Source organism: Salinarimonas rosea DSM 21201, from assembly GCF_000429045.1.
In the GTDB taxonomy this organism is placed as follows: domain Bacteria; phylum Pseudomonadota; class Alphaproteobacteria; order Rhizobiales; family Beijerinckiaceae; genus Salinarimonas; species Salinarimonas rosea.
In genome coordinates this window covers 180,291-207,091 of sequence record NZ_AUBC01000010.1, presented here as the reverse complement: position 1 = coordinate 207,091, position 26,801 = coordinate 180,291, and the positions used below count along the sequence as shown (strand labels likewise).

Genomic DNA, 26,801 nt, shown 5'->3' with positions numbered 1-26,801 from the left:
TCGCGGGCGGCCGGTGGGCGGCCATCCGTGCCGGAAACCTGTTGGTCGCCCGCCGCGCCGTCTGGACAGACAGAACGGGAACGCGTCTGATGCGCGGATGAGGACCGCCTCGCTCTTCACGGGAATCGGTGGCCTGGAGCTCGGCCTGGCGCGCGCGGGGCACCGCGCGACGTTGGCTTGCGAGATCTGGGAGCCGGCCCGCGCCGTTCTCGCGGCGCGCTTCCCGGACGTCCAGAGCCACGACGACGTGACGACGCTCGCCGGTCTCCCCGCCGACACCGAGCTGCTCACGGCGGGCTTTCCCTGCCAGGACCTCTCACAGGCCGGGCGAACGCTCGGCATCGGCGGGACCCGTTCCGGCCTCGTCGGGCACGTGTTCCGGCTGCTCGACGCACGCGCGGTTCCCGTCGTGGTCCTGGAGAACGTCTCCTTCATGCTCTCGCTCGACCGGGGCGCGGCGATGCATCATCTCGCCAGCGCGTTCGAGGAGCGGGGCTACCGCTGGGCCTACCGCACGATCGACGCGCAGGCCTTCCTCCACCAGCGGCGCGAGCGCGTCTTCCTGGTGGCGACGCGCGGCGAGCTCGATCCCGCCGACGTGCTCTTCCAGGGCGACGTGCCGATGCCGCCACTGAGCACGACCCTCGCGTCGCACGCGCACGGCTTCTACTGGACGGAAGGCACGCGCGGCCTCGGCTGGGCTCCCGACGCCGTCCCGACGCTGAAGAACGGCTCGACGGTCGGCATCCCCTCGCCTCCCGCCATCCTGCGCACCGACGGCGTCGTCGTGAAGCCGGACCTGCGCGACGCCGAGCGTCTCCAGGGCTTCCCGGCGGACTGGACGCAGCCAGCCGAGGAGGTGGGACGCGCGTCGCTGCGCTGGTCTCTCGTCGGCAACGCGGTGTCGGTCCCCGTCGCCGAGTGGCTCGGCGAGCGACTGCGCGCTCCACGCCCGCACGAGACGGAGCGGGACGTGCCCTGGCCGACCGGCCGCGGATCGTGGCCGCGCGCCGCGCGGTTCGACGGGGCGACGCGGCACGCGGTGCGGATCGGCGCCTATCCCGTGTTCGCGGATCGCGAGCCCCTGGAGCGCTTCCTGGAGCATCCCGGGACGCCGCTCTCCGCCCGGGGCACGGCGGGCTTCCTGTCGCGGGCCGAGGCGTCCTCGCTGCGCTTCGCCCCCGGGTTCCTCGACGCCGTCCGCCGGCACCTCGCCGCCCAGCGGGGCGAACGGGGTACAGCGCTCGCGGCTTGACATGGAGGATGCCGAACGGCGCAGCGCGCTGATGCGGCGCGTGAGGCAGCGCAAGACCGCACCGGAGGAGAGGGTCGCGCGCCTCCTGCGCGACCTCGGCATCGCCTATCGCCGGAACGTGCGCACCCTGCCCGGTTCGCCCGACTTCGTGAACCGCAGGCGCGGGTGGGCTCTGTTCGTGAACGGGTGCTACTGGCACCACCACACCGGCTGCCGCCGCGCCACGACACCCAAGAGCAATCGCGATTTCTGGGAGCGGAAGTTCGCCGACAACCGCCGGCGCGACGCGCGCAAGGTGCGGGAGCTGCGCGCAGCCGGGCTGCGGGTGATGATCGTCTGGCAATGCGAGCTGGACGATCCGGCGGCACTCCGCTCGCGGCTCGCGCGCCTGCGCCGGGAGGCCGTGCCTCACTCCCCCGCCACGACCCCCTCCACCCGCAGCCGCGTCTCCTCCAGCCCCGCCTCGACCGGCAGGAGCCGGACCTCGAGCGTGAGCGGGCCGTCGGCTTCGGCAAGCGTCGACAGGTCGAGGGGAAAGCGGCGCGGGGTGCCTTCGCGGGGCGGGGGGAAGAAGGCGTAGGAGCCGATCTCGCGCTCGGCGCCGTCGGGCCCGATCGCGACGACGGAGACGAGGAACGCCTCGTCCTCGGCGATCCGGGTCGGCACGAGGGCGAGGGAGAGCGGGCCCACGGCCGCGCGCACGCGGTCGCGGGGCAGGACGAGGCGGGCGGGCGCATCGGGCGCGACCTCGGCGCCCGCGCCCTCCGCGAGCAGGCCGTCGGCGGGGCGGCTCTCGCCCGAGGCGTCGGTGGCGGACGTCTTCATCGTGGACGATCCGGTCGTGTCCCCCGCGGCCGCCCCGTGGACGAGGACAGGTCCCGCGAGGGCGAGGAGCAGCGCGCCGGCGAGGCCGGCGCGGCGCATCGAGGGGAAGGCGCATCGGGTCATGGGCTCGAGCCTCCCCGATCGGCGCGGCGAAAGCATGGCCGCGCGCGCGGCCTCAGGTGCGCACGATCTCGATGCCGTCGAAGGTGAAGCCCGTATCCGCCGGCTGTCCCTGCGCCGGCAGCGGCACGACCTGCAAAGTGATCGCGTCGTCGGTGAGCCGGCCGAGCCGCGCGAGCGCCAGCAGCGCGTTGGTGATGTCGACCGGGTAGCTCGTCCCGGTGTGGCCGTTGCCGTGGTCGGTCATCCCCGCCATGAAGAAGGCGAAGGTGCCGGCGTAGTGCGGGTCCGTGGGCGGCGTATCGGGGCCGGCCTCGGGCAGGTTCACGAAGACGTTGACCGCGAGGCCCCGCGCCTCCTCGGGCACCATCACGCCCGTGAGCCGCGCGAGCACGCGCCCGGGCTCCGTGCCGATCCGCGGCTCGCCCGTCGCGCCGAGCAGGCGGAAGGAGCGCGGCGAGAACAGCGTCTGCGCGAGCCCGCGCGTGTCGACCGGTACCGTCGTCGTCGTGTTGGCCACGGCGCGGAAGTCGCCCTGGGTCCCGCCGAGGGGCTGCGTGACGATCGCCGGCGCGGCGAAGAGCGACATCATCGCGACGGCCCCCGCCGCCGGCCCGGTGATCAGGCCCGACGGCGTCTCGTAGGCGTAGCCCATCGCGGAAATGTCGAGCGCCGTCGCCGAGCTCGCCGGAGCGGGCTGGCCCTCGCCGTTCACGAACTGGCCGGAGAAGTCGTAGTCGAGCGGCGGCATCGTGTTGCCGGCCGCCTGCCACTGCGCGCCGAGCCGGTCGACGTTGCAATGATGCAGCCAGAAGATCGGGTCGAGCGGCGACATGCCGTCGCCCATGTGGCCCTGGCTGCCGCCGACGATGACGTGGGCGGTGTTGTGGGGCGAGTGCTCGAGCAGGTTCGTGAAGTTGGTGAAATCGGTCTGCGCCAGGATCGAGTCGATGTTCTGGTCGCTGAAGGCACCGCCGCCGGGCGCCTGCTTCACGCCCGAGCCCTCGGCGAGCGCGCGCACCCCCGTCGTCGTCACCTCGTCGGGACCCCAGTTGTCCGACTGCGCGTCGGACGGGTCCTTCCAGAACGTGACGTTGAGCTGGTCGATATCGTAGAACGGGTTCGGCACCTGGCCGATGCCGGATTGCCAGTTCCAGTAGGGCAGCGCGAAGTCGCTCTTGCCGATGAGCGTCCCGCAGATCTCCTCGTAGTAGCGGATGTACCACCGGTGCCAGTGCACGAACGGCATCGCCACGCCCGGGTAGGGCGGCGCGCCGGAATGCGGGCAATGGTTCAGGTGGATCAGCGCCTGGGCGCGCCAGTTGCGCCCGTCGCTCGGGTTCGACGTCTGCAGATCGTGCATGGCCGCGACGGCGTCGGCATAGTCCTTGAAGAACGGGTCGTCGGCCGACATGCCCATCACGTCCCTGCGGACGAGCGGCGTCTGGCCCAGCGCGGCGCGGCGCATGACGAAGGGCGCGGCCACCACGGTGCCGGCGCCGACGATGAACTGCCTGCGATCGATCATGAGCATCCCCCTCGAGCCGCGAATCGTTGCGTGCGGCGGAGGGACGCTATCAGGAATTTGGCTTGCGGCAAGCGGGGATTGTTTCGACGCCTAAAGAGCGGATCGTGGGGCGTCGCGGGAGAGGCCGGGCTCGTCGCGCACGAAAAAACCCGCCGCGGCGAACGCCGGAGCGGGTGATCCCGTGTCGCGGGCGGCGGGCCGGGGGGCGCCGCCTCGCGTCTGGACGAGGGCCGCGGGGCTTACCCCGCCATGCGGTCCTCGCCGGTCTCCGGCTCGCGCAGCACGTAGCCGCGGCCCCAGACCGTCTCGATGTAGTTCTTGCCCTGGCTGGCGTTGGCCAGCTTCTTGCGCAGCTTGCAGATGAAGACGTCGATGATCTTCAGCTCGGGCTCGTCCATGCCGCCGTAGAGATGGTTGAGGAACATCTCCTTGGTCAGCGTGGTGCCCTTGCGCAGGGAGAGGAGCTCCAGCATCTGGTACTCCTTGCCCGTCAGGTGCACGCGGGCCCCGGCCACCTCCACCGTCTTGGTGTCGAGGTTGACGACGAGGTCGCCCGTGGTGATCACCGATTGAGCGTGGCCCTTCGAGCGGCGCACGATCGCATGGATGCGCGCGACGAGCTCGTCCTTGTGGAAGGGCTTCGTCAGGTAGTCGTCCGCCCCGAAGCCCAGCCCCCGCACCTTGTCCTCGATGCCGGCGAGGCCGGACAGGATCAGGATCGGGGTCTTGACCTTGGCGACCCGGAGCGTCCGGAGCACCTCGTAGCCGGACATGTCCGGCAGGTTCAGGTCGAGGAGGATGATGTCGTAATCGTACAGCTTGCCGAGATCGACACCCTCCTCGCCGAGATCCGTCGTGTAGACGTTGAAGTTCTCGGACTTCAGCATCAACTCGATGCTCTGCGCCGTCGCGCTGTCGTCCTCGATGAGAAGTACGCGCATCCTTCCATCCCCAGCCTGGTCGTGGAGCCCGACGGGACATCCCGCCCTCCCCCGGCCGCGGCCGGAGGCGCTCCCACCATTTGCGACTCGCGACGCTACGCCCCGATGGTTAACAAACTGATTCTCCGGCGCAAGGGGGTAGAGACATCGACTTCACGAATCCGTCCAAATCCCTGTTCTGCCGATCGATTCAGGTCTCCATCCAGCTCACGTCACGCATGAAGAAAATCGTCCAAGCGACTCTCGCGACTCGCACTGGCGCAGATTCGGCCCTCGGGCTTAATCTCGCCTCATCCAGTCTTAACGAAGCGGGTAAACAGAAGGTTGACGTCCGTGAGAGAACCCTCCGACCGCCCCTCCCGCCTCGGTTCGGCACTCGAGGCGCTCGAATCAGTCGAGCCGCTGTCGCTGTACGGTCGCGTCGTCGCCGTGCGCGGGCTCCTGATCGAGGTCGCCGGCCCGGTCTCGGCGATGACGCTCGGCGGGCGCCTCGAGATCGAGATCGCGGCGGGCGCGCGGGTGCCCTGCGAGGTGATCGGCTTCTCCGGCGAGCGGGCGCTGGCGATGCCCTTCGGGGCGCTGGAGGGCGTGCGCCGGGGCTGCCCGGCCCACGTGATGGCGAACGCGGGGGGCGTGCGGCCCTCCTCCGCCTGGCTCGGCCGCGTCGTCGACGCGCTCGGGCGACCGATCGACGGCAGGGGGCCGCTGCCGCAGGGCGACGTCTTCCGTCCCTTCCGCACCGATCCGCCGCCGGCCCACGCCCGCCGACGCGTCGGCCCGCCGCTCGATCTCGGCGTGCGCGCGCTCAACACCTTCCTCACCTGCTGCGAAGGCCAGAGAATGGGCATCTTCGCCGGCTCGGGCGTCGGCAAGTCGGTGCTGCTCTCCATGCTGGCACGCAACGCGGGTGCCGACGTCGCCGTGATCGGCCTCGTCGGCGAGCGCGGGCGCGAGGTGCAGGAGTTCCTGCAGGACGATCTCGGCGAGGAGGGGCTCGCGCGATCCGTGGTCGTGGTGGCGACATCGGACGAGCCGGCGCTGATGCGCCGCAACGCCGCCTACCTGACGCTCTCGCTGGCCGAGCACTTCCGCGACGCCGGGCAGTCCGTGCTGTGCATGATCGATTCGATCACCCGTTTCGCCATGGCCCAGCGCGACATCGGGCTGGCGGCCGGCGAGCCGCCCACCGCGAAGGGCTACACGCCGACCGTCTTCGGCGAGCTGCCGCGCCTGCTCGAGCGCGCGGGGCCGGGGACCGGCGAGGGCGTCGTCACGGGGCTGTTCACCGTGCTCGTCGAGGGCGACGACCACAACGAGCCGGTGGCGGACGCCGTGCGCGGCATCCTCGACGGCCACATCGTGATGGAGCGCGCCATCGCCGAGCGGGGGCGCTACCCGGCGATCAACGTCCTCAAAAGCGTGTCGCGCACGATGCCCCGCTCCTGCGACCCCGCCTTCTATCCGCACGTGCAGCGCGCGCGGCAGGTGATGGCGACCTACGCGGACATGGAGGAGTTGATCCGGCTCGGCGCCTATCGCAGCGGATCCTCGGCGGAGGTCGACGAGGCGATCGGGCTCAATCCGGCCCTCGAGGCCTTCCTCGGGCAGGGTAAGGAAGAGTCAACTTCCATCGGCGATGGTTACCGCCGTCTCGCCCGGCTCCTCGACGCCGATCGGGACGCGTGATCCCCTGGAGAATGACCTGCGATGAAGTCGCGTGAGACGCTCATCCGCCTGAAGCGCTTTCAGCTCGACGAGAAGCGCCGAAAGGTCGCGCAGATCGAGGCGATGATGGCCGACTTCGAGCGCATGGCCGTGGAGCTCGACAGGGAGATCGCGGCCGAGGAGCTCAAGGCCGGCATCTCGGACACCGCCCATTTCGCCTACCCGACCTACGCCAAGGCCGCCGCCCAGCGCCGCGACAACCTGCGCTCGTCCGCCGACGACCTCAAGGTCCAGCTCGACGATGCGCAGAGCCAGCTGGCGGAGGCCTTCGAGGACCTCAAGAAGGTCGAGATCCTCGACGACCGCGAGCGCGGCAGCGAGCGCGCCGCCGCCAACTCCCGCGAGCAGGCGGCGCTCGACGCGATCGCGCTTTCGCGCGTGGCGCGCTGAGGCCGGGTCCCGGCCCGCCACCGTGCAGCGCGCCGGCCGTCACGACGACCGCCGCGACGGCCGCCACGGCAATTGCGGGCACGGCGCCCAGCGGCTCCGCGAGCAGCGCGACGCACGTGCAGAACGCCGCGAGGCTCGACGTGCCCAGCGTGGCGCCGGCGAGGGTCGCCGTCACGGCCGGCACGCCGCCCCGGCGATGGATCTGCACGGCGATCACCGTCGTCCCCACCGGATAAGCGATCAGCAGCCCCGCGAGCGCCGGCCCGAGACGCGCCGAGGCGGCGGTCACGCCGCCGACGAGGAGGCCCGCGAGTGCGCCGCGCAGGACGAGGGCGGCCGCGCCCTCGTTCGTCCGAACCGGCGCGTCGGGCACGGCGAGACGGGCGTGCGCGGCGCGGGCGAGCATCGTCGCCGCGCCGAACGCGACGAGCGCAGCGGCGACGCCGACGTCCTCGACCCGAGCGAGGACGAGCGCACAGAGTGCCCAGGCACCGATCGCCGCCGCGAGCGCGCCCGGCACGCCGGTCCCGCTCCGTGCGGCGGCGGAATAGGCGAGCATGAAGGCCTGCGTCGCGACGAGCGAGAGCAGCGCGTGGGCCGCCGCGCTCCCGACATAGGCGGCGGGCTCGACGAGGGCGAGCACGGCGAAGCCCGGCCCGAGCACGATGGGCAGCCCCACGAGCACGCCCCCGCGCCGCGGGCCGAGGCGCTCGACCGCGATCGCGACCCCGACGACGATCGCCGCCGTCGCGAGCGCCCGCACGAGGAGAGCGCCGACCTCGAGCGCGCTCACGCGTCAGGCGACCACGGGGAGGGCGCGGGTCGTGTAGGCGTGGGTCAGGCGTCGCTCGCCGTCCCCGATCTCCACGCGGATCGCGTGGGCGGGGCGCACGCCCCCCGAGAGGACGGGGAGCGTCCCACACAGCATCGCCGTGTTCGCCGGCAGCCGTCCGTCGATCGCGACCGGCGATCCCGCGATCAGCTCGACGAGCGGGCGGATCGCGGCGAGCGTTCCCGCCTGGTAGGGCACGAAGGGACTATCCGCCTCCTCCTGCACGAAGGAGGCGAGGGAGAGCCCGTCGAGCCGCTCCATCAGGGGTGCGAGCGGCCAGGCCGCGCGCGCCAGCGGCTTCGCGCAGACCTGCTTGGAGAGCGCCACCGACGTCGCCTCGAGCGCGCGGTCGGTGTGGTCCGATCCCACGGTCAGCCAGAGCGCGCCCGTGGCATCGGAGATCACCACCGGCTCGGCCTCACCGGACGTCTGCGCCCCCACGACCTCGATCGTCTCGTCCTGGGTGAGGAGCGCGGCCGCGATGCGATAGTAGAGCGGCACCGTTGACGGCGCCGGCACGCCGATGGCGGCGAGCTCCTCGATATGGTGATCGACGGCGGCGCGGTCGCGCGCGGTCCAGCCGGCGACGATGGCGGTCTCGACGCGGACGTCGAGCGTTCCGCCGTCCGGCGTCGCGAAGGCGAGCGTGGCGCTCATGGCATCGGGCCTCACAGGTTGGGAAGGAAGAGGGCGATCGCGGGAAACAGGATCAGCACGCCGACCATGGCCAGCATGGCCACGACGTAGGGGACCGCACCGACCATCACGTCCGAGAAGCGCCCGCCCGGGTTGGCGCCGTGGACGACGTAGAGGTTCAGCCCCACCGGCGGGGTGATCAGCGCCATCTCGACGAGCACGATGAGCAGGATGCCGAACCAGATCTTCGTGTCGGCCGGCGACATGCCGAAATCGAGCCCGGCGACGATCGGCACGACGATGGGGATCGTGGCGATCATCAAGGCCATCGTCTCGATGAAGAAGCCGAGCACGATGTAGAGCGCGACGATCACGAGCAGCGTGCCGTAGGGCCCGAGCCCGAGGCCCTCGAGCATCGCGGTGAGCTCGCGGCCGAGGCCGGCGGCGCCGAGCGTGTAGTTGAGGAAGTAGGCGCCCACGATGACGAACATCACCATGGCGGTGATCTTCACGGTGCCCAGCAGCGCCGCGACGAGAACGGGGAGCGTCAGCGTGCGGTTCGCCGCGGCGATGGCGAGGGCCATGGCCACGCCGATGGCGGCGCTCTCGGTGGGCGTCGCCCAGCCGGCATAGATCGAGCCGATGACCACGGCGAAGAGGGCGAGCAGAGGCACGAGATGGCGCAGCCCGCGGATGCGCTCGCCCCAGCTCGCGGAGCGGCTCGGGCCGCCGAGCCCGGGGCGCAGCCGGCACAGGATCGCCGTGATCGCCATGAAGGCCGCCGCCATGGCGAGGCCGGGCACGAGGCCCGCGAGGAAGAGCTTGGGGATCGAGCTCTCGGTGAGGAAGCCGTAGACGATCAGGTTCATCGACGGCGGGATCATGATGCCGAGCGTTCCGCCTGCCGCGATGGCGCCGGCGAAGAGGCGCTGGTCGTAGCCGAGCGCCCGCGCCTGCGGCATCGCCACCGTCGCGACCGTCGCCGCCGTGGCGACCGAGGAGCCCGACGTCGCCGAGAACATGGTCGCCGTGCCGATATTGGCGTGGATCAGCCCGCCGGGGAGCCAGGAGAACCAGGCGTCGAGCGCCTTGTAGGTCCGCTCCGCGATGCCGGCGCGCACCAGGATCTCGCCGAGCAGGACGAAGAACGGGATCGCGATCAGCAGGAACGAGTCGGAGGCGGAATAGACCACCTGCCCGAGGCCGCGCATCAGCGGGAAGGCGGAGAAGAACCAGTCCACCCCGAAGCCGAGGAGGAAGAGCACGACGCCCACGGGGAGCGACAGCGCGAGGAGCCCGAGGAGCGCGGAGGCGACGGAGACGATCACGGCGTGTCCCCCCCGGCTTCGGCGGCGAGACCCGCGGTATCCTGCGCCTCGCGCCAGCGCCGGCCCGCGATCAGCGCCGCGGTCGCCAGCGTGAGCAGTGCCGCGACGAGCGTCAGCCAGGCCCAGCCCGAGAGCCAGATCGCCTGCGGGATCCACAGCGGCGTCTCCAGCGGCGTGTTGGCGCGCGAGCCGCGGGCGAGCGTGGTCTCGAGCACCCGCCAGCCATAGGCCGTGACGGTGCCGGCCACCGCCGCGAGGGCGGCGAGCGCGAGGAGATCGAAGAGGGCACGGCCGGGCGCGGGCAGCCGGCCGGTGAGGACGTCGATGCGCACGTGCGCCCGCTCGACGAGCGCATAGGAGAAGCCCCAGGCCGCGATGCCGGCCATCACGTAGCCGGAGATCTCGTCGGCCCCGCCGATGCCGTGCCCGGCCAGCTGCCGCAGCACGATCTCGGCGAGGATGAGCAGCATCGCGGCGAGCAGCACGACGCCGCACACGACGGCGATGGCGCGGTTCACGCGCGCGAGCAGCGCCACGAGGCGCAGCGGCCAGGATGAGGGTGAGGCGTCCGGCATGAGGGGTCCTCGCAAACGACGCGCTGTTCGATACTCCCCGAAGCGGAGGTGGGCCGCGCGGCGCGGACCGGAGGGGGCGAGCGGCGACCTGCTCGACCGTTCGCCCCCACCCGCCGGCCTGCGGCCCTCGACCTCCCCTTGCGACCTCCCCAGCGGGGAGGTCGCATCCGCCCCTCAGTCGAGCGGGATCTCGACGCCCGTCGCCTGGCCGACGCTCTGGTTCCAGCGCTGGGCCCAGTCCGTGCCGGCGCGCTCGGCCCAGTCGGGGAGGACCGTCTCCTGGAGCGCGGCCATCGCCGTCTGCCGGTCCTCGTCGGAGGCCTCGACGAGGGTCATCGCCGCCTCGGTGTCGCTGGCGCATGCGCCACCCGTGAGGCAGGCGACGTCGCGTTCCAGCGCGCCCTGCGCGTCGGCCCAGGCCGGGGCCTCGAAATGCTCCGAGATCTGCGCCTGCAGGAAGGCCTGCGTCTCGGGCGAGAGGCTCTCCCAGCGATCGCGGTTCATCGCGGTGACGACCGGGTCCCAGCCGCCGAGCGGGAGGGTGAGGAGATAGTTCGCGCTCTCCCACCAGCCGGCGTTCAGGCCCGAACCCGCACCCGTGATGGCGCAATCGACGATGCCGCGCTCGAGCGCGCCGGGCACCTCGGAGAAGGCGAGGTTGATGCCCTCGGCACCGAGCGCCTGGAGGAACTGCGTGGTCATGCGGCCCGAGCCGCGGACCTTGCGGCCCTCGAGATCCGACAGCGAGGCGATCTCGTCGCGGCAGAACACGACCTGCGGCGGATAGGGCGCGATGGCGAGGAGCTTCGCGTTGAAGCGATCGCGCATGATGTCCTCGACCATCGGGCGCGCCGCGTCCACCGCCGCGCGCGCCGTCTCGGCGTCGGTCGCGATCAGCGGCACGTCGAGGCCCTCGAGCTCCGGCGCGTCGGCGACGGTGTAGTCCGCCACCGTCATGCCGACGTCGAACACGCCGTCGGCGAGCAGGCGATAGACGTCCGAGCCCGACGAGCCCAGCTGGTTGAACGTCGTCATCTCCACCGTGATGCGGCCGTCGGAGGCCTGCGGCAGGTGCTCGGTCCAGAACGGCTGCTCGAATTGCTGGTAGAGCGGCAGGCTCGACCAGGAACCGACGACGGAGAGCGTCACCTCGTCGATCTCCTGCGCCCCGGCGGCGCCGACGGCGGCGAGGAGGCTCGCACCGGCGAGGAGGCTCGCCTTCGAGAACTTCGTCATGGCTGTTCCTTTCCCTCTGGTTGGCGCCCTTTCGGGCGCGTGGAACGACGGCGGTGGATCGCGCGTCACGGGCCGATGCTCGCTCCTTCCGCGGGCTTGTCCGTGACGAGCATGTGCCCGGGCTCGTGCGTGACGGCGAGGTCGGGCCGGGCCTCGCGAATGGCGATCTGCGGTGTCACCCCGCAGGCCCAGAAGACCGGGACGTCGCCCGGCGCCAGGACCGGCGGATCGCCGAAATCGGGGCGCATCAGATCCGCGATGCCGATCCGCGCGGGATCGCCGAAATGGACCGGCGCGCCGTGGGCGAGCGGCTGGCGCTCCGAGAGCACGATGGCCCGGATCGCGTCCGCCGGCGAGAAGGCGCGCATCGAGACCACCATGGGCCCGCCGAAGGGGCCGGCGCGGCGGGTCTCGAGGTTCGTCACGTACATGGGCACATTGCGCCCCGCCTCGATGTGGCGAACCGGGATGCGGGCGCGGCTGAGGCTTTCCTCGAAGGAGAACGAGCAGCCGATGACGAAGCCGACGAGATCGTCGCGCCACACGCCGCCGAGGTCGGCGACGCGCTCGTAATCGGGTCCGCCGCGGAAGACCCGGTAGGCGCCGACATCCGTCGCGAGGTCGAGATCCGCGCCGAGGGACGGCACGCGGGACTCTCCGGGCTCGGACACCCCGATCAAGGGGCAGGGCTTGGGGTTCGCGACGCAGAAGGCGAGGAAGTCCTGCGCATGGGCGCGGGGCAGGATCGCGAGGTTGCCCTGCAGGTATCCGGGCGCGCGCCCGCTGGTCGGGCCGCGGAACCTGCCGGCGCGGATGGCGCGGCGCAGGTCCGCCGGGCTCTCGTCCACGATGCGCGCGATGGGCTGCATGCGCTCCCCTCTCGGCTGCGAAATACCGTAGGGGAAGTGTTCCATTCGGAGAAAATCGCGTCAATCGATCAAAAACTGATCATCTTGATCGCTCCAGGTGATCGTCGAGGAAGCCTTCGATCGCCGCGCGCGCCGCCTCGAGCAGCGCCTGCATCGCGCTCGGGCTCTGGCGCGGCATGTGGGCGAAGGCGAAGGCGAGATCCGGCAGATGCGCCTCGCGCGTCGTCTCGATCCGCCTCAGCGTGCCGCGGGCGAGGTCACCCGCGGCCATCGGCGCGGGCAGGAGGCCGACGCCGAAGCCGTCTCGGGCGAGGTGGAGCGTCGTCGACAGCGACGCGCAGGCGTGCAGCAGGGGCGGGGCGAGCCCGTCGGCGGGCAGCCGTCGCTCGAGCTCGGCATAGGGGATCGTGCCGCGCGCGAAGGTGATGATCGGCTGCGCCGAGAGGGCGGCCGGGTCGAGCGGCTCCGGCGGCAGAGCCAGGGAAGGGGCGGCGAACCAGTCGAGCCGGCAGGTGTAGAGCGGCGCCGCGATCGCGCCCTCCGGGGTGAGCGGCTCCATCAGGACGGCGACGTCGAGCACGTCGTCGAGGAGCTGTCGTGCGAGGATCGGCGACGTCTCGACCGAGAGCTCGATGCGGATGCGCGGCAGCGCGTCCCGCACCCGCGTGAGCATCCCGGCGAGCCAGGTGTGCACGATCGTCTCCGCGACGCCGATGCGCAGCGTGCCGACGAAGCCCGCCTCCGGCGCGAAGCTCTCCGCGATCGCGTCGCGCAGCGTCACGAGCCGACCAGCCTGCTCCAGGAAGGCTCGCCCCTGCGGGGTGAGCCGCGCCCCGCGCCGCTTGCGGTCGAAGATCGTGATGGAGAGGCGTTCCTCGAGCGCCGAAACCCGCGCGGAGATGGCCGATTGCGTCAGGTTCAGCCGCGTCGCCGCCGCGCGGAACCCGCCGCAGCGCACCACCTCCCGCACGACCTCGGCATCGCGGATCTCGAACATCGGCTCAGGTCGCCGGCTGGATCACCGGCCAGCGCTCGGCCGCCGTCTCGCGCGGGTAGTACCCGGCCAGCCGCGGGTCGTCGTGGATCTCGATCGCGCGCTTGTACGGGCGAAAGCCCGAGCGGACGTAGAAGGCGACCGCGTCCGGGTGGTCGAACGTGCAGGTGTGGACCGTGAGCCGCGCGATCGGCCGCGCGAAGGCCTGGGCGAGCGCCGCGTCCATCAGCCAGCGCCCGCTGCCGCCGCCGATCGCCTCCGGCACGAGGCCGAAATAGGCGAGCTCGGCCTCGCCGTCCTCTCCGAACGCCACCTCCATCAGCCCGATCGCCTCGCCCGCGCGCACGAGCGTCCGCGAGACGAGCCGCGGGCCCGCGAGGGTGCGGGCGAGCGCGGCGTCGGAGAGGGCGAGCCGGCCCATCCACAGCCAGCGCGCCCCGATGCGCCGGTAGAGTGCGCGGTACGCGTCGGGGTCGCGCGTGGTCTCGACGAGCGTGAGATCGGGCCGCGCCGGCGCCCGCGGCGGCGGCGGGCGGGTCATCTCCAGGTAGGTCACGAGGTTCGCGAGCTTGCCCGGCGGCAGCTCGGTATACCCGTCGATCCGGCAGGCGAGGAACTCGGGCTCAGCGGGGGCGTGCATGGAGGAGGCTCCGCGATGTGTCGCGGGCGATCCCTAGCAGAGCCGGACGGATGCATCCACACGGGCGCGCCGCCGGTGCAGGCCTACCCCGACAGCTCCCCCGCGCGGCGCTTCGCGGCGGCGACGGTGTCGCGCACGAGATCGGCGAGGCCGCCGTCCTCCCGCTGCAGCACGGCGAGGCCGGCGGCGGTGGTGCCGCCGGGCGAGGTGACGTTCGCCCGCAGGGTCGCGGCCGGGAGGTCGCTCTCGCCGAGCAGCGCGCCCGCGCCGACCACGGTCTGGCGCGCGAGGCGCATCGCGAGATCCTCCGGCAGGCCGGCCGCGCGGCCGGCGTCGGCGAGCGCCTCGACCAGCGCGAAGACGTAGGCCGGGCCGGAGCCCGAGACGCCGGTGACGGCGTCGATCAGCGCCTCGTCCGCGACCCATTCGACGAGGCCGGACGCCCGCAGCAGCGTGTCCGCGACGACGCGCTGCGCCTCGCTCGTCGCCGCGTTGGCGAAGGCGCCGGTCGCGCCCTTGCCGATCGCGGCGGGCAGGTTCGGCATGGCGCGCACGACGGCGCGGGCGGCGGGGAGCGCCGCCTCCAGGTTCGCCACCGTCTTGCCGGCGAGCACGGAGACGACGAGCGTGTCCGCGCCGACGAGCGGTGCGAGCGCGGGAGCGGCGGCCTCCAGCATCTGCGGCTTGATGGCGAGCACCAGCACGTCGACGGGGCCGCGCGCTCCCGGGTCGGGATTGGTCGCGAGCCCCTGCGCCGCGGCGAGGGCGGCGATCGCGTCCGACGGCTCGGGATCGTGCACGGACACGGCCGCGCCGGGCAGGCCGGCGGCGAGCCAGCCTTCGAGCATGGCGCCGCCCATCTTGCCGGCGCCGACGAGGGCGAGGCGCGCGGGGAATGCGGTATCGGTCATCGCGGGGGCTCCGAGGGTACCGGCCGGTCAGGCCTCACCTTCGGTCTCGAAGAGCACGCTGTCGAGGGCCTCGCGCGCCGACTTGCCGGCCCAGATGATGAACTGGAAGGCCTGGTAGTGCCGCTCGCAGGCCTCGACGGCCGCCTGCATCAGCATCTCGCACTGGCCGCGACGCGGCTCGGCGCCGCCGGTGAGCAGCAGCGCATGGCGGAACATCACCACGCCCTCGTTCGACCACAGATCGAAGTGCCCGACCCAGAGCTGCTCGTTGATCATCGAGACGAGGTTCAGGATCTCCCCGCGCCGACGCTCCGGGACCCGCAGGTCGAAGGCGCAGGCGACGTGGAGGGCCTCGACGTCCTCGATCCAGGTGAACGCCACCTGGTAGTCCGCGTGCGTGCCGCGCACCGCGACGGACATCTCGTCCGCCTCCGCGCGGTCGAACGCCCAGTCGCACATCGCGGCCACGCGCTCCACCACGTCGAGGGGGTGCTCGGTGCGGTCGCTGTCGAGGAGGAGGAGATCGGTCATGGCGTTCCGATTTGCGCCGCGGGGCGCGAGAGAGGGTCGAGGGCACGTCGAAGGCGGGTGACGGTGGGCGAATACGCTGCCCCGGACCGAGATCGCCGGATGAATCGCCACTGCGGCCGGGCTTCACCGACGCGCCACCCGCGAATCACCTCGCTCTCGACTTTAGCCCGCCCGACTCCCGACTTGCAAAGTGGTTCGACCGTCGAAGATTCGGCCCCGATCGACAAGCGCACCGGCAACCCTTGTCCACATGGAAGCCGCCGACGGGCCGCGACCGTTCGACTCGGGAGGGTCGGTTCGGGGGGCGCTACTCCGCCGCGTCCGCGATCGCCGCCGCGGCGGCCGAGCCGAGGTTGTCGAGGCTCGCGCGGATCTCGTCGGCGAGTGCCGCGGACAGCGCCGTCGCGGCGGCGCGGTTGCGCAGGATGGCGATCTTGCAGGTGGGCAGGGCGGGGAAGCCGTCGGACGGGCCGAGCACCCGCATCCCGGCGCGCACGGCGCTCTCGGGCAGGACGGAGACGGCGAGCCCCGCCTGCACGGCGGCGCCGACCGCGCTCGAGTTCCAGCTCGCGTAGAGGATGCGGAAGGGCTTGCCGAGCGCCTCGAGCCGCCCCGTCGCCGCCTGGCGCCAATCGCAGGTCGGGCGCCCGAGCGCGAGCGGCAGCGGGCTCGCCTCGTGCACCGCGTGCCGCGCCGAGGCGACCCAGACGAGCCGCTCGATGCGCACGATCTCGGCGGGATAGCCGCGGCTCGCGACGTGGGTGACGATGGCGAGATCGAGATCCTCGCCGCGCACGCGATCCATCAGCATCGGCGACGGTTCGCAGACCACCGTCACCTCCGCCTGCGGGTGCGTGCGCGAGAAGCGCGCGAGGATCTCCGGCAGGTAGCGCTCGGCGTAGTCGTCCGGCACGCCGAGCCGCACGCGCCCGGTCAGCGCCGCCTCCTCGAAGCTCGCGAGGCACTCGGAATTGAGCCGCACGATGCGCCGCGCGTAGTCGAGCAGCCGCTCGCCGTCCTCGGTGAGGCGCACGCCGCGCCCGTCGCGGGCGAAGAGCGGCCGGCCGACGCGCTCCTCGAGCCGCTTCATCTGCATGGAGACGGCCGACTGGGTCTTGTGCACGACGTCGCCGGCGCGGGTGAACGACTTGTGGTCGGCGATCGCCAGGAAGGTCCGCAATTGCTCGACGTCGATCATGTGCGCCATCGCGGCCTCCCGGCTCATGAGAGAGCTTGATCCTTCCTATCAGGAACATTCGTTTCCGTCATCCGCCCGAAGCTGTCATGAAAGCGGGGCAGCCGTCCCAGCCCGATCTGGACTGCCGGGCCCGCTTCCGCGGCGCCCGCCGTTTCGCATTCGCGCCCGTCCGCACCCGCATGCGGGCGCACCACCCTCTCGAAAGGAGAGCCGACCATGTCCGGCAAGATCCTCCCCCCGACCTCTTCGTCGAAGGGCGAGATCCTCGCCCGCTTCGTCCTCGTCTCGATCGCGGCGACCGTCGCCGCGCTCTGGAAGGCCATGGTCAACCGCCGCGCCGTGCTGCGGCTCTCCGAGCTCGACGACCGCCTGTTGCAGGACATCGGGGTGACGCGCTCCGACGTCCGCCACGTCCTGCAGGAGCCCTACCGGGTGGACCCTTCCTACCGCCTCGCGCTTCGACGCCTGGAGCGCACGCGATCGCAGCGACCGACCCTCACCCTGATCGAGGGCGGCCGCGGCGGCGCCGAGGCGGCGGACCGAGCGCGACTGAAGGCCACGCTCCAGGCGGCGTGACACCGGCGCGGCGCCCTCCGCAGCGCTGACGAGAACGACACCCGCACCCCCGGAGCAGGCTCCGGGGGTGCGGGACGTTCGCGGCCCGGCCGCATGCCTCGTCGGCCATCGAGCGGCGGGTGCCGCATCGTCGGATCACCATCCCGCGACAAACGCTTCACGTCTATACTGCTATGCGGAAATTACGTTACGTCATAGAACACAACTATTGACACGCCCTGCGATTGGGAACATTACTTATCCCATGACCGCGCGAACCCTCTCCCCGCCCCTCCTCCCGCACGCCGCCTCGTTGTGGCCGGCGTTCGGGCTCGGCCTCGCCGTCGCGGTGGGCAACGGGCTCGCGCGCTTCGCCTACGCGCTCATCCTCCCCGCCATGCAGGAGGACCTCGGCTGGACCTACACGCAGGCCGGCTGGCTCAACACCGCGAACGCGCTCGGATACGTCGCGGGCGCGGTGACGGGCTACCTGCTGCTGCGCCGCCTGCGTCCGGCCCGGCTCTTCGCGGCCGGTCTGTGGCTCGGCTTCGCGGGGCTCCTCGCCACGGGCCTCCACGAGAGCCAGGCCTGGCTCACGGCGATGCGGATCACGGCGGGCATCGGCGCCGCCTGGACGTTCTCCTGCGGCGGCGCGCTGATCGCCGCACGCTACCGGGAGAGCCCGCAGCTGATGGGCACCGCGACCGGCCTGTTCTTCGCCGGCGCGGGCATCGGCATCGCCGCCGCCGGGCTCGCGGTGAACCCGCTCCTCGCCGCCACCGGCCCCGGCGGCTGGCCCCAGGCCTGGCTCGCGCTGGGCGTGCTGGCCGTGGCCTTCTCGATCTGGCCGCTGCTCGAGGCGCGCCGCGGGCGCGGCGACGCGACGGATGCCGCCGCGCCGGAGGGGCTCGCGCTGGCGGGGCTCGGTGCGCCCCTCGCGAGCTACACGCTCTTCGCGGCCGGCTACATCGTCTACATGACCTTCATCCTCGCCTGGCTGCGCGAGGCGGGCTTCTCCTGGGTCGCCGCGACCGGCGTGTGGCTCGCTCTCGCTGTGGCGGTGGGCGTCTCGCCCTTCGTCTGGCGCCGTGCGCTCGAGGGCTGGGCGCCGCGGCTGACGCTCGCCGCCGCCTGCGCCGCCTGCCTCGTCGGCACCGCGATACCGCTCGTCGACACGGGAACGCCGGCGCTCCTGGTTTCCGCCGTCGTGTTCGGGCTCGGCGTCTTCATCGCGCCCTCGGCGGTGGCGCTGATCGTGCGCCGGTCGATGCCCCCGGCGCAAATCGCCAAGGGCATGACCTTCTTCACCGTCCTGTTCGCCGTCGGGCAGGCGATCGGCCCCGTCGCCGCGGGCCTGATCGGCGACCGGGGCGACCTCGACGACGCCCTCGTCTTCGGCGCCGTGCTGCTGGCGCTGGCGACGGCGCTGCCCCTCGCGGGAGCGCGCCGGCCCGGGTGACCCCTCGCACCACACATCCATCGGAGGACACGACCATGACCAGCGATCCCATCGAGCGCCTGAGGACCTTCATCCGAGACAACCAGGACGAGCCCCGCGCCTTCACCGAGCACGACGACCTGATCGAGTCCGGCCTGATCGACTCGCTGCGCTTCGTCGACTTCGTGCTGCTCGTCTCCGAGCTGTGCGGGCGCGACATCCCGCTCGACGACATCGACATCGAGGCCTTCCGCACCCTCGACGCGATCCGCGCCGCGTGGTTCGCGCCCGCGGCGCCGGAGGCGGTGGCGTCGTGAGCGGAAGCGGGCCGACCCACGCGGAGGACTACACGCAGGGAGCGGTCTTCGCGCTCGGCAGCGTCGTCGTCGGCGCCGGGGAGATCGTCGACTTCGCCCGCCGCTTCGACCCGCAGCCCTACCACGTGTCCGCCGAGGCGGGCGCGGCCTCGTTCTTCGGCGGGCTCGTCGCCAGCGGCTTCCACACCACGGCGATCTGGATGGGGCTCTATGTCCGCGCGCTGCTCGACGGCGCCGCCGTCGAGGGCTCGCCGGGGCTGGAGAACGTGCGCTGGCACGCGCCCGTTCGCCCGGGCGACACGCTGGAGGGCCGCTGCGAGGTGGGCGAGATCGTGCCGAGCCCGTTCCGCAGGGACATCGTCACCATCAAGAAGAAGGGCAGCCTCTCCCGCCCCGGCGAGGCGAAGCCGGTGATGACGCTCGTCCTGCTCAGCCGCTTCCGCCGGCGCGACGCTATCGGCGGCTGACCCGCCGCCGACGCCGCCCGCACCGGCGGCAGTCCCGACCGACCATCCCCCGACGCGGCCCGCGCGCCGCGCCGGAGCGCCGAGTCACGCCCTGCAATACAACTCAGAATCGTTCATCTCTCGCAAGGGAAGTTCTGCATGCAGCCCGTCTCCTACACCGCGCAATGGACCGCGGCGATCCGCGCCCTGGAGAGCGAGCGCCCCGAGGGCGCGCTCTTCGTCGACCCCCTCGCCCGCCGCCTCTCCGAGCCCGACGGGTTCGCCCTGGTCGAGCGCTATCGCGGCGGCGGCGTGAAGGAGTTCGTCACGATCCGCACGCGCTACTTCGACGACGCCGGCGGCGCGGTCCTCGCCGCGCGGCCGGACCTGCGCCAGATCGCCATCGTCGCGGCCGGCATGGACACCCGCGCCTTCCGCCTCGACTGGCCGGCGGACGCCTGCGTCTACGAGATCGACCACGAGGCGCTGCTCGCCGAGAAGGCCCGTCGGCTCGAGGCCGCCGGCGCGACGCCGCGCACCCGCCGCGTGCCCGTCGCAGCCGACCTCGCGGAAGGCTGGACGCCGGCCCTGCTCGCCGCCGGCTTCGACCCGCGGGCGCCGACGCTGTGGCTCGTCGAGGGCCTGCTCTTCTTCCTCACCGACGCGCAGGCGCGCGGCGTGCTCGAGACCTGCCGCGCGCTCAGCGCCGAAGGCAGCCGCCTCGTCGTCGACATGACCAGCGCCGCGCTGCTGCGCAGCCCCTTCACCCGGGGCTTCCTCGGGGTGCTCGAGGCCGAGGGCAATCCCTGGCGCTTCGGCACCGACGAGCCGGAGGCCTTCCTCGCCGAGAGCGGCTGGCGGGTGGAGGACCTGAAGGAGCCCGGCAGCCCGGGGGCCGGCGCCGATCGCTGGCCCTATCCGCCGCGCCCGCGCGAGGTGCGCGGCGTCGCCCGCAGCTGGCTCGTCACCGCCGCGCCGGGTCCCTCCGCCGCATCGCGCCCGGCCTCCGTCGCGGCGGCGTCCCCGACGCGCGCCCTGGAGGCCACGCCATGAAGATCACCGGCGCCTGGACCGCGCTGCGGCGCGACCTCGAGGGGGCGATCGAGCGCCTCTTCGCCCTCCCGCCCGAGGACAATGTCGAGTTCGACAGCCTGCTGCGGCCCGACGAGCTCGATCGCCTCGGCTACCTCCGCAACTTCCCGCACCTGACCTGCCTGATGTGCGCCGTCGACGAGGCGGACCGCCCCGCCTTCGCCGCCGGCCGCCGGCTCGATTCCGGCTACGCCCCACCGGCGACCCGGCTCGGGCTGCTGCCCGCGACCTGCTACAAGGTGTATCTCGACCACGAGGGGCGCACCCTGCCCGGCCCCGTGCGGGTGTGCTGCGTCGCCCGCTGCTTCCGCCACGAGGACAAGCCGCTCGACCGCTACCGCGGCTACAACTTCACGATGAAGGAGATCGTCTGCCTCGGCAGCGCGGAGGACGCCCGCGCGCACGCCGAGGACGGCGCCGCGCGCATCGCGCGGCTGATGGCGGCGCTCGACGTCCCCTTCGCCTTCGAGGCGGCGACGGACCCGTTCTTCGACACGTCGAGCTCCGTCGCCGTGCTGTCGAAGGCCGCGCCGACCAAGCGCGAGGTCGTCGTCGCGGGGCGCGCGCTCGCCTCGATCAACCTGCATCGCAACTACTTCGGCGCGAAGTTCGGCATCCGGCTCGCCGGCGCACCGGTGCACACGAGCTGCGTCGCCTTCGGGCTCGAGCGCTGGATCGCGATGTTCCAGGAGACGTTCGCGAGCGCCGACGCCGTGCGCGAGCGCCTCGCGGCGCTCGACGCGCGAGACCCCACGCCGATCGAGCCCGCCTTCGCCTGACCCCGCCCCACGCACTGGAGGAACCGTCCATGACCGTCGCCACCGCTCCCGGCACCGCCCACCTGCCCGACCCCAAGCACGTCGAGCGGCTGCTCACCCTCTCCCGCAAGAACAACTACGATGCGTATTCCCGCTTCGACTGGCCGGCCCCGGACGCCATCGCGCGCGACGTCCTGTGGTGCGACGAGGACCTGCTCACCACCTGGGGCACCGAGCTGCACGAGACGTTGCCGCGCGAGACGCTGGTCGCGCTCAGCCATTGGGAATGCGTGAACTTCTTCAGCCTCAACGTGCACGGCATCAAGGACGCGCTCGCCTTCGTGATGCAGGCGATCTACCAGGATCGCTACGCCCCCTGGTCGGAGTACCTGCACTTCTTCATCGCGGAGGAGAACGCCCACATGTGGTTCTTCGCGAAGTTCTGCCTCGACTACACCGGCACGATCTACCCCACCCCGGCGATCCCCGCCGGCAAGCTCGAGGACCCGCTCGAGCGCGACCTGTACATGTTCGCCTCGACGCTGGTCTTCGAGGAGTTCGTCGACTTCTACAATCACAAGGTCAGCCGCAACGACGCGGTGCCGGCGATCCTCAAGGAGATCAACCACGTCCACCACGTCGACGAGAGCCGCCACATCTCCTTCGGCCGCGGCGTCGTCGCCCAGCTCCACGCCGAGATCCTGGCCCGCGACGAGACCGGCGAGGTGAAGGCCCGCATCGCCCGCACGATCCAGAAGATCTTCCTCCACTTCATCGGCCAGATGTACAACCCCCGTGCCTACGAGGATGCCGGCGTCACCCGGGCCACCGGCCTCTCCGCCGCGGCGGTGCGCAACCGGCTGAGGAACGACCCGGCCCGGGTGGCGTACCACCAGCAATGGTTCAAGCGCACGGCGGACTGGTTCGTGCGGCAGGGAATGCTCGGCGACACCGCCTTCCTGGAGCGCTGACCCGTTCGGGCCCTTTCCCCGGGGCGGCCGCGCCGCCGCCCCGGACCATCTTGACACCACTCCGCCGACCATCCAAATACCATCCATGTGGATGGAGGAAGGCATGGCGGAGGGTGGCCGGACGGCCCGCGAGAAGGCGGCGCCGGACAGCGAGAAGATCACGCTCAACCTCGGCTACGTCGACCTCGGCCGCATCGACCTCCTGGTCCAGGAGGGCTTCTATGCCAATCGCAGCGACTTCATCCGCACCGCGATCCGCAACCAGCTGACGCGCGAGGGCGAGGTCGTGGCGCGCACCATCGAGCGCCACACCTTCGACCTCGGGCTGCGCGTCCTCGACCGCGCCGACCTCGAGGCGGCCCGTGCCGCCGGCGAGCGCCTGCACGTCAAGGTGATCGGCCTCGTGCGCATCGCCGCCGACGTCGACCCCGATCTCGCCCGCGAGACCATCGCCTCCATCACCGTGCTCGGGTCGCTCCAGGCCGACGCCGCCGTGCGCGCGGCGCTCGCCGAGCGCATCCGATGAGCGAAAGACCCACCATGAACAAGCCCATGCTCCCGCCCGCCATGCGCGAGGCGCTCTCCCTGACGCGGGCGGGGCGCGTCCTCGACGCGACGCGCGCCATCCAGCAGGCGCTCGGCGCCGGCGCGCACGCGCCGAGCGGCGACGCGGGAGGCGAGCCCGCGCGCGAGGCCCTTCCGCCGCCGACGAACACCACATCTCGTAGCGCCCGCCCGCGCCGCCCCCTCGGCGCGGTGATCGCCGCCCTGCGCGAGGGCCGCCGCGGGCTCGATCTGCCGCCGCTCGACCTGCCGCCGTTCCCCGGCGGCAAGCCGGGCGAGGCGCCGGGAAGGATACCCGGCGCCACGCCCGCTCCCCTGCCCGCCGGCGCGCGCGTCGAGGCGCGCACCCATGCCGGCGCCGCCGGCTCGCGCCGCTACAAGCTCTACGTGCCCGCCGCCGCGGCCGCGCGGCCGCGCGGGCTCGTCCTGATGCTGCACGGCTGCACGCAGGACCCGGACGACTTCGCCGCCGGCACGCGCATGAACGCGCACGCCGAGGCGCACGGCCTCCTCGTCGCCTATCCCGCGCAGGCGCGCGGAGCCAACCCCAACCTGTGCTGGAACTGGTTCTCGCCGGAGCACCAGGCGCGTGGCGCCGGCGAGCCGGAGATCCTGGCGGGCCTCGCCCGGGCGCTCGCCGCCGAGTTCGGCGTGCCCGACGACCGCGTCTTCGCGGCGGGCCTCTCCGCCGGCGGCGCCATGGCCGCCGTGCTGGGGCAGGCCTATCCCGAGCTGTTCGCCGCCATCGGCGTGCATTCCGGCCTTCCCGCCGGCGCCGCGAGCGACGTCGTCTCCGCCTTCGCGGCGATGCGCGGCGACGGCGGCGGGAGCGTCACGCCAGCCGAGAGAATCCCCGGCACCCGCACCATCGTCTTCCACGGCTCGGGCGACAGGACGGTGCACGTCTCCAATGCGACGCGCCTGGCCGACGCCCTCCACCCCGGCGCCGCCGCGACCCCGCCGGAGCACGGCGAGGCGAACGGCCGCCGCTACCGCCGCGTGCGCGTCGCCGACGGCCCCGCCGCCGCCCTCGAGCTCTGGACCATCGACGGCGCCCCCCACGCCTGGTCCGGCGGCAGCCCGGCGGGGAGCTACGCCGACCCGGCGGGGCCGGACGCGTCGGGGGAGATGGTGCGGTTCTTCATGGAGGCGTGACGGGGGCCTGCGGTGGCCCGTCCCGCCGGGGGACGGGGCCGACCGGCAGGAGAGCTTCCGCCCCCTCGGGGCGGGGACGATCCGCGGAGCGGATCAGGGGCGGGGTCCCGTGGCACCGACGCGGGTGATTTCGGCCGTCGCCGAACGCGCCTTCGGCGCCCCCCTCCGTCTCGTCGCCTTCGGCGCCGATCCACCTGCCCCGGTGGGGGAGGAGCGATGCCGCCGCCGGCTCCTCACCGCTTCCCCCAGACCCCCTCCATCATCGCCCGCATCATCGCGATCTGCGCGTCCTGCATCTCGCGGCCGGCGTCGATCATCTTGCGCCAGGCGTCGAAGGCGGCTTCCGCTGCGGCCTGGGGGTCGCCGGGAAGCTCCGGCTCGGGCTCGGGCTCCGGGGCGGGCTTGGGGGGCGCGCCCATCATGGAGGCGAACATGTCCTCCCACGGATTGCCGGACGGCGGCGGCGGGGCGGGCTCCGGCCGGGGCTTCGCGGCGCCGCCGCCCGCCGCGTTCATCTGCGCGCCCATCATCGCCATGCCGTCCATCAGCGTCGAGGCGAGGATCGGCAGCATCTTGCCCGTCGCCTCTCCCGCCACGCCCGAGAGCGCCGCCGCCTGCTCGGAGACGCGCTTCACGTAGTCGGGCGAGCCGAACATGGTCGTGAGCGCGTCCGCGCCGGTGTCGCGGGAGCGCTGGGAGAAGGCCGTCTTCGGGTCGGCCCAGGCGCCGGCGAAGGCGCCGCCGGCCATCATCCGCACGAGCGCGTCCATCGCCTCGGGTCTCGCGGCGGAGCGCTGGAGGCCCATGGCGAACGCCGGCACGAGGGCCGCCACCGCCTTCTGCGTCTCCTCCGTCGAGAGGCCGAAGGCCTTGGAGAGGTTGTCGAAGGCGGCGCCGCCCTGGGCGGTGCGCATCAGGTCGAAGAGGTTCGTCATCGCGGGCTCGGCGCTCGTGCTGGCTCGAGGCCATCCTGGGGCAACACGCGCGGGAAGGGAACAGCCGTCGGCGGGATCGGGCGTCGTGCGGATGCGCGGGCTACTCCGCCGGCTTCAGAGCGGCGCTCCCCTCGGCGGACGCGGTGGCTGGAGCGGCCACCGGAGCGGGCTTGCCCGCCTTAGGCTTCCAGGGCGAGGCCTTGAACCAGCCGACCACGTAGGCGGTGGCCACCAGCGCCGCGATGCCCGCGACGTTGGCGATCGCGTAGGTGACCGGCTCGCGCCCGGCGAAATCGAGGTAGATGCCGGCGAGCCGCGAGACGACGAGACCCACGGCGAACACCGCGAGGGACTGCTGCCCGACCTTGGCGAGCACCCGCGCCGGCGCGTTGTGCAGGAGCCCGCCCCAGCGGTCCACCACCCACAGCGCCACATAGGCGAGCGCCAGGAAGTGGACGAGACGCAGGATGCCGAAGCGCGTCTTCGTGATGAGCGGGGCCAGCGCCTCCCGGGCGGTGCCGAGCCAGTCCACCGCCTGGAAGATCGGCCAATGGGCGAACGGCACCGTGACGACGAGGATCGCGACGCAGGCCGCGAGCAGGAGCGGGCTTCCCCGCGGCGGCGCCGGCAGGTCCCCGCGCATCCAGAAGAAGCCGAGGAAGAAGGCGAGCTGCCAGGCGAAGGGGTTGAAGAACCACGTCCGGTCCGACCACGGCTCGGCCGGCAGGTCGAGCAGCCGCAGCTGCGCCGCCGTCCACAGCGCCACGACGAAGCCGAGCGCCAGGGCGAACCGGACGCGGGAGAGCAGCGCGACCACCGGCAGCAGAGCCAGGATGACGAGGTACATCGGCAGGATGTCGAAGTAGTTCGGCACGTAGGTCAGCGTCAGGAAGCCGACGAGGTTCGTCGCCGTGTTCTCGAAGAACGGCACCAGGTTGAGCTGCTGCATGTAGGTGCGGTCGCCGAAGGGCATCGGACCCATCACGACGACGAGCGCGGCGATGACCAGGAACACCGCCACGTGCACCCAATAGACCTGCCACACCCGCTGCGCGACCCGCGCCGTGCCCATCACCGGCCCCTGGCGATCGAACACGCGGCCGAAGGCGATGGCCGAGGCCATGCCCGACATGAACACGAACATCTCGGTCGCGTCCGAGAACCCGTAGCGGGCGGGAATGAAGTTCGACCACAGGTTCCACGGCACGTGGGCGATCATGATGATGATCATGCCGAGGCCGCGGAACACGTCCAGGCGCGCGTCGCGCGGGCGGACGGCGGCGGGCTGTCCGGCGTGGCTCGTCGGCATGGCGTCCTCCGGCGTGCTCGTCCTGCGGCGCGCCTCCGGCGCGGGCCACGCCGTTCTATACGCGCGAGGCGGGCATGCGGGTCACGATCCTGCGAGAATCGCGAGGGCGCGAGAAATCCGCGCGCGGGCGAGAAATCCGCCTCGCGGGACATGCGCGTGCGCGCCGCATGCTCTAGTTATCCCGCGGCCCGCCCCGAGCGGGCGAACGCACACGGAGACAACGTACCATGACGATCGAGGTCGGCGAACGCCTTCCAGAGGTGACCTTCCGCGCGATGACGGCGGAGGGTCCCGTCGAGCGCCCGTCGAAGGCGGTGTTCGAGGGCCGCAAGGTGGTCCTGATCGCCGTTCCCGGCGCCTACACCCCCACCTGCACGCTCAACCACGTGCCCGGCTACATCACCCACGCCGATGCCATCAAGGCCAAGGGCGTCGACGCGATCGTGGTCACCGCCGTGAACGATCCGTTCGTGATGGGCGCCTGGGAGAAGTCGCTCGGGGCCGACGGCAAGCTCGAGTTCGTCGCCGACGGCAACGGCGACTTCGCCCGTGCGATCGGGCTCGAGCTCGACGGGTCGGGCTTCGGGCTCGGCCTGCGCTCGAAGCGCTATTCGATGATCGTCGAGGACGGCGTGGTGCGAGCGCTCAACGTCGAGGACGCGCCCGGCAAGGCGGACGCGTCGGGCGCCGAGGCGCTCCTGGCGCAGCTCTGAGCGGCCGCCTCCGC

At 72.5% G+C, this 26,801-nt stretch carries 29 protein-coding genes and 1 pseudogene; 14 read left to right on the top strand and 16 right to left on the bottom strand.

The window, feature by feature from the left end; translation table 11 throughout:
* Window positions 1–97 precede the first annotated feature (97 nt).
* Both G407_RS26635 and G407_RS32505 read left to right on the top strand, forming a co-directional pair.
* On the top strand, window positions 98–1,255 hold the full coding sequence (locus G407_RS26635) for a DNA cytosine methyltransferase (RefSeq protein ID WP_052341127.1): 1,158 nt from the start codon (window positions 98–100) through the stop codon (window positions 1,253–1,255).
* Between the two features lies 1 nt (window position 1,256).
* Window positions 1,257–1,592: pseudogene (locus G407_RS32505) on the top strand (very short patch repair endonuclease); the annotation flags it as partial.
* Window positions 1,593–1,663: 71 nt separating this feature from the next.
* Here the strand turns inward: G407_RS32505 and G407_RS32500 are convergent.
* The 3 genes from G407_RS32500 to ctrA all read right to left on the bottom strand — a co-directional run bounded on the left by G407_RS32500 (window position 1,664) and on the right by ctrA (window position 4,669).
* A complete protein-coding gene (locus G407_RS32500) occupies window positions 1,664–2,203 on the bottom strand; it encodes a hypothetical protein (RefSeq protein ID WP_029030504.1) in 540 nt (179 codons plus the stop codon).
* Between the two features lie 52 nt (window positions 2,204–2,255).
* Window positions 2,256–3,728 (bottom strand): tyrosinase family protein, encoded by a 1,473-nt coding sequence (locus G407_RS0108740; RefSeq protein ID WP_029030503.1) that lies wholly within the window; start codon window positions 3,726–3,728, stop codon window positions 2,256–2,258.
* 239 nt (window positions 3,729–3,967) lie between these two features.
* A complete protein-coding gene (gene ctrA, locus G407_RS0108735) occupies window positions 3,968–4,669 on the bottom strand; it encodes a response regulator transcription factor CtrA (RefSeq protein ID WP_029030502.1) in 702 nt (233 codons plus the stop codon).
* Between the two features lie 333 nt (window positions 4,670–5,002).
* On the opposite strand from ctrA, the gene fliI reads away from it, so the two are divergent.
* Both fliI and fliJ read left to right on the top strand, forming a co-directional pair.
* On the top strand, window positions 5,003–6,355 hold the full coding sequence (gene fliI, locus G407_RS0108730) for a flagellar protein export ATPase FliI (protein WP_029030501.1): 1,353 nt from the start codon (window positions 5,003–5,005) through the stop codon (window positions 6,353–6,355).
* 21 nt (window positions 6,356–6,376) lie between these two features.
* Entirely contained in the window at window positions 6,377–6,784 is a 408-nt protein-coding gene (fliJ, locus tag G407_RS0108725) for a flagellar export protein FliJ (RefSeq protein WP_029030500.1), read from the top strand.
* On the opposite strand, the gene G407_RS0108720 is transcribed toward fliJ, so the two are convergent.
* The 11 genes from G407_RS0108720 to G407_RS0108670 form a co-directional block, all read right to left on the bottom strand.
* Window positions 6,672–7,577 (bottom strand): hypothetical protein, encoded by a 906-nt coding sequence (locus G407_RS0108720; RefSeq protein WP_029030499.1) that lies wholly within the window; start codon window positions 7,575–7,577, stop codon window positions 6,672–6,674. The two genes, fliJ and G407_RS0108720, sit on opposite strands and share 113 nt — an antisense overlap.
* Before the next feature lie 3 nt (window positions 7,578–7,580).
* A complete protein-coding gene (locus tag G407_RS0108715) occupies window positions 7,581–8,273 on the bottom strand; it encodes a DUF2848 family protein (RefSeq protein WP_029030498.1) in 693 nt (230 codons plus the stop codon).
* An 11-nt stretch (window positions 8,274–8,284) separates the two neighbouring features.
* Entirely contained in the window at window positions 8,285–9,580 is a 1,296-nt protein-coding gene (locus G407_RS0108710; RefSeq protein ID WP_029030497.1) for a TRAP transporter large permease, read from the bottom strand.
* A complete protein-coding gene (locus G407_RS26630) occupies window positions 9,577–10,155 on the bottom strand; it encodes a TRAP transporter small permease subunit (protein ID WP_052341125.1) in 579 nt (192 codons plus the stop codon). Before G407_RS26630 ends, G407_RS0108710 begins: the two co-directional genes overlap by 4 nt.
* Window positions 10,156–10,329: 174 nt before the next feature.
* Window positions 10,330–11,391 (bottom strand): TRAP transporter substrate-binding protein, encoded by a 1,062-nt coding sequence (locus tag G407_RS0108700; protein WP_029030496.1) that lies wholly within the window; start codon window positions 11,389–11,391, stop codon window positions 10,330–10,332.
* Between the two features lie 65 nt (window positions 11,392–11,456).
* Complete coding sequence (locus tag G407_RS0108695; protein ID WP_029030495.1) at window positions 11,457–12,260, bottom strand: putative hydro-lyase; 804 nt, start codon at window positions 12,258–12,260, stop codon at window positions 11,457–11,459.
* Window positions 12,261–12,339: 79 nt separating this feature from the next.
* Window positions 12,340–13,257, bottom strand: a complete 918-nt coding sequence (locus G407_RS26625) for a LysR family transcriptional regulator (RefSeq protein WP_052341124.1) — start codon at window positions 13,255–13,257, stop codon at window positions 12,340–12,342.
* Between the two features lie 4 nt (window positions 13,258–13,261).
* Window positions 13,262–13,894: a GNAT family N-acetyltransferase gene (locus G407_RS0108685; RefSeq protein WP_029030494.1), complete on the bottom strand. Its 633-nt coding sequence runs from the start codon at window positions 13,892–13,894 to the stop codon at window positions 13,262–13,264.
* A gap of 83 nt (window positions 13,895–13,977) precedes the next feature.
* Window positions 13,978–14,805: a pyrroline-5-carboxylate reductase gene (gene proC, locus G407_RS0108680; protein ID WP_029030493.1), complete on the bottom strand. Its 828-nt coding sequence runs from the start codon at window positions 14,803–14,805 to the stop codon at window positions 13,978–13,980.
* A gap of 27 nt (window positions 14,806–14,832) precedes the next feature.
* Window positions 14,833–15,336: a type III secretion system chaperone family protein gene (locus tag G407_RS0108675; RefSeq protein WP_029030492.1), complete on the bottom strand. Its 504-nt coding sequence runs from the start codon at window positions 15,334–15,336 to the stop codon at window positions 14,833–14,835.
* Window positions 15,337–15,643: 307 nt separating this feature from the next.
* Window positions 15,644–16,561, bottom strand: coding sequence for a LysR substrate-binding domain-containing protein (locus tag G407_RS0108670; RefSeq protein WP_425337488.1), 918 nt, complete (start codon window positions 16,559–16,561; stop codon window positions 15,644–15,646).
* Window positions 16,562–16,750: 189 nt separating this feature from the next.
* Here G407_RS0108670 and G407_RS30330 point away from each other — a divergent pair, with 189 nt between their 5' ends.
* The 9 genes from G407_RS30330 to G407_RS0108625 all read left to right on the top strand — a co-directional run bounded on the left by G407_RS30330 (window position 16,751) and on the right by G407_RS0108625 (window position 23,830).
* Window positions 16,751–17,110, top strand: coding sequence for a DUF1127 domain-containing protein (locus G407_RS30330; RefSeq protein ID WP_052341123.1), 360 nt, complete (start codon window positions 16,751–16,753; stop codon window positions 17,108–17,110).
* 244 nt (window positions 17,111–17,354) lie between these two features.
* Window positions 17,355–18,548, top strand: a complete 1,194-nt coding sequence (locus G407_RS0108660; protein WP_029030490.1) for a YbfB/YjiJ family MFS transporter — start codon at window positions 17,355–17,357, stop codon at window positions 18,546–18,548.
* A gap of 35 nt (window positions 18,549–18,583) precedes the next feature.
* Window positions 18,584–18,844, top strand: coding sequence for a phosphopantetheine-binding protein (locus G407_RS31665; RefSeq protein ID WP_029030489.1), 261 nt, complete (start codon window positions 18,584–18,586; stop codon window positions 18,842–18,844).
* Window positions 18,841–19,311, top strand: coding sequence for a MaoC/PaaZ C-terminal domain-containing protein (locus G407_RS31660; RefSeq protein ID WP_043539271.1), 471 nt, complete (start codon window positions 18,841–18,843; stop codon window positions 19,309–19,311). Before G407_RS31665 ends, G407_RS31660 begins: the two co-directional genes overlap by 4 nt.
* Window positions 19,312–19,449: 138 nt before the next feature.
* Window positions 19,450–20,343, top strand: coding sequence for an SAM-dependent methyltransferase (locus G407_RS26610; RefSeq protein ID WP_084327402.1), 894 nt, complete (start codon window positions 19,450–19,452; stop codon window positions 20,341–20,343).
* Window positions 20,340–21,161, top strand: coding sequence for a class-II aminoacyl-tRNA synthetase family protein (locus G407_RS30325; RefSeq protein ID WP_052341122.1), 822 nt, complete (start codon window positions 20,340–20,342; stop codon window positions 21,159–21,161). The genes G407_RS26610 and G407_RS30325 overlap by 4 nt, the downstream gene beginning before the upstream one ends.
* 29 nt (window positions 21,162–21,190) lie before the next feature.
* Entirely contained in the window at window positions 21,191–22,111 is a 921-nt protein-coding gene (locus G407_RS26600; protein ID WP_052341121.1) for a diiron oxygenase, read from the top strand.
* A 103-nt stretch (window positions 22,112–22,214) separates the two neighbouring features.
* The gene (locus G407_RS0108630; protein ID WP_029030488.1) at window positions 22,215–22,637 is read left to right on the top strand and encodes a CopG family transcriptional regulator; all 423 of its coding nucleotides are present in this window, start codon (window positions 22,215–22,217) and stop codon (window positions 22,635–22,637) included.
* The gene (locus G407_RS0108625; protein WP_245259056.1) at window positions 22,634–23,830 is read left to right on the top strand and encodes an extracellular catalytic domain type 1 short-chain-length polyhydroxyalkanoate depolymerase; all 1,197 of its coding nucleotides are present in this window, start codon (window positions 22,634–22,636) and stop codon (window positions 23,828–23,830) included. Before G407_RS0108630 ends, G407_RS0108625 begins: the two co-directional genes overlap by 4 nt.
* Window positions 23,831–24,063: 233 nt before the next feature.
* Here the strand turns inward: G407_RS0108625 and G407_RS32730 are convergent, their stop codons facing one another.
* Window positions 24,064–24,765, bottom strand: coding sequence for a DUF937 domain-containing protein (locus tag G407_RS32730; protein WP_029030486.1), 702 nt, complete (start codon window positions 24,763–24,765; stop codon window positions 24,064–24,066).
* Between the two features lie 100 nt (window positions 24,766–24,865).
* A complete protein-coding gene (locus G407_RS26595; protein WP_052341120.1) occupies window positions 24,866–26,074 on the bottom strand; it encodes an OpgC family protein in 1,209 nt (402 codons plus the stop codon).
* A 227-nt stretch (window positions 26,075–26,301) separates the two neighbouring features.
* Here G407_RS26595 and G407_RS0108610 point away from each other — a divergent pair, with 227 nt between their 5' ends.
* A complete protein-coding gene (locus tag G407_RS0108610) occupies window positions 26,302–26,787 on the top strand; it encodes a peroxiredoxin (protein ID WP_029030485.1) in 486 nt (161 codons plus the stop codon).
* Window positions 26,788–26,801: the final 14 nt, after the last annotated feature.

Excerpts from the sequence above, each read along its gene's own strand:
- G407_RS0108740 (WP_029030503.1), bottom strand. The coding sequence starts at position 3,728 with ATGATCGATCGCAGGCAGTTCATCGTCGGCGCCGGCACCGTGGTGGCC.
- G407_RS26625 (WP_052341124.1), bottom strand. The coding sequence starts at position 13,257 with ATGTTCGAGATCCGCGATGCCGAGGTCGTGCGGGAGGTGGTGCGCTGC.
- G407_RS26610 (WP_084327402.1), top strand. The coding sequence starts at position 19,450 with ATGCAGCCCGTCTCCTACACCGCGCAATGGACCGCGGCGATCCGCGCC.
- G407_RS0108610 (WP_029030485.1), top strand. The coding sequence starts at position 26,302 with ATGACGATCGAGGTCGGCGAACGCCTTCCAGAGGTGACCTTCCGCGCG.
- G407_RS0108675 (WP_029030492.1), bottom strand. The coding sequence starts at position 15,336 with ATGACCGATCTCCTCCTCCTCGACAGCGACCGCACCGAGCACCCCCTC.
- G407_RS0108715 (WP_029030498.1), bottom strand. The coding sequence starts at position 8,273 with ATGAGCGCCACGCTCGCCTTCGCGACGCCGGACGGCGGAACGCTCGAC.
- G407_RS0108660 (WP_029030490.1), top strand. The coding sequence starts at position 17,355 with ATGACCGCGCGAACCCTCTCCCCGCCCCTCCTCCCGCACGCCGCCTCG.
- G407_RS30325 (WP_052341122.1), top strand. The coding sequence starts at position 20,340 with ATGAAGATCACCGGCGCCTGGACCGCGCTGCGGCGCGACCTCGAGGGG.
- proC (WP_029030493.1), bottom strand. The coding sequence starts at position 14,805 with ATGACCGATACCGCATTCCCCGCGCGCCTCGCCCTCGTCGGCGCCGGC.
- G407_RS30330 (WP_052341123.1), top strand. The coding sequence starts at position 16,751 with ATGTCCGGCAAGATCCTCCCCCCGACCTCTTCGTCGAAGGGCGAGATC.
- G407_RS26600 (WP_052341121.1), top strand. The coding sequence starts at position 21,191 with ATGACCGTCGCCACCGCTCCCGGCACCGCCCACCTGCCCGACCCCAAG.
- G407_RS0108625 (WP_245259056.1), top strand. The coding sequence starts at position 22,634 with ATGAGCGAAAGACCCACCATGAACAAGCCCATGCTCCCGCCCGCCATG.
- G407_RS31665 (WP_029030489.1), top strand. The coding sequence starts at position 18,584 with ATGACCAGCGATCCCATCGAGCGCCTGAGGACCTTCATCCGAGACAAC.
- G407_RS0108670 (WP_425337488.1), bottom strand. The coding sequence starts at position 16,561 with ATGAGCCGGGAGGCCGCGATGGCGCACATGATCGACGTCGAGCAATTG.
- G407_RS32730 (WP_029030486.1), bottom strand. The coding sequence starts at position 24,765 with ATGACGAACCTCTTCGACCTGATGCGCACCGCCCAGGGCGGCGCCGCC.
- G407_RS26635 (WP_052341127.1), top strand. The coding sequence starts at position 98 with ATGAGGACCGCCTCGCTCTTCACGGGAATCGGTGGCCTGGAGCTCGGC.
- ctrA (WP_029030502.1), bottom strand. The coding sequence starts at position 4,669 with ATGCGCGTACTTCTCATCGAGGACGACAGCGCGACGGCGCAGAGCATC.
- G407_RS0108630 (WP_029030488.1), top strand. The coding sequence starts at position 22,215 with ATGGCGGAGGGTGGCCGGACGGCCCGCGAGAAGGCGGCGCCGGACAGC.
- G407_RS0108685 (WP_029030494.1), bottom strand. The coding sequence starts at position 13,894 with ATGCACGCCCCCGCTGAGCCCGAGTTCCTCGCCTGCCGGATCGACGGG.
- fliJ (WP_029030500.1), top strand. The coding sequence starts at position 6,377 with ATGAAGTCGCGTGAGACGCTCATCCGCCTGAAGCGCTTTCAGCTCGAC.
- G407_RS32500 (WP_029030504.1), bottom strand. The coding sequence starts at position 2,203 with ATGACCCGATGCGCCTTCCCCTCGATGCGCCGCGCCGGCCTCGCCGGC.
- G407_RS0108695 (WP_029030495.1), bottom strand. The coding sequence starts at position 12,260 with ATGCAGCCCATCGCGCGCATCGTGGACGAGAGCCCGGCGGACCTGCGC.
- G407_RS0108700 (WP_029030496.1), bottom strand. The coding sequence starts at position 11,391 with ATGACGAAGTTCTCGAAGGCGAGCCTCCTCGCCGGTGCGAGCCTCCTC.
- G407_RS26595 (WP_052341120.1), bottom strand. The coding sequence starts at position 26,074 with ATGCCGACGAGCCACGCCGGACAGCCCGCCGCCGTCCGCCCGCGCGAC.
- G407_RS26630 (WP_052341125.1), bottom strand. The coding sequence starts at position 10,155 with ATGCCGGACGCCTCACCCTCATCCTGGCCGCTGCGCCTCGTGGCGCTG.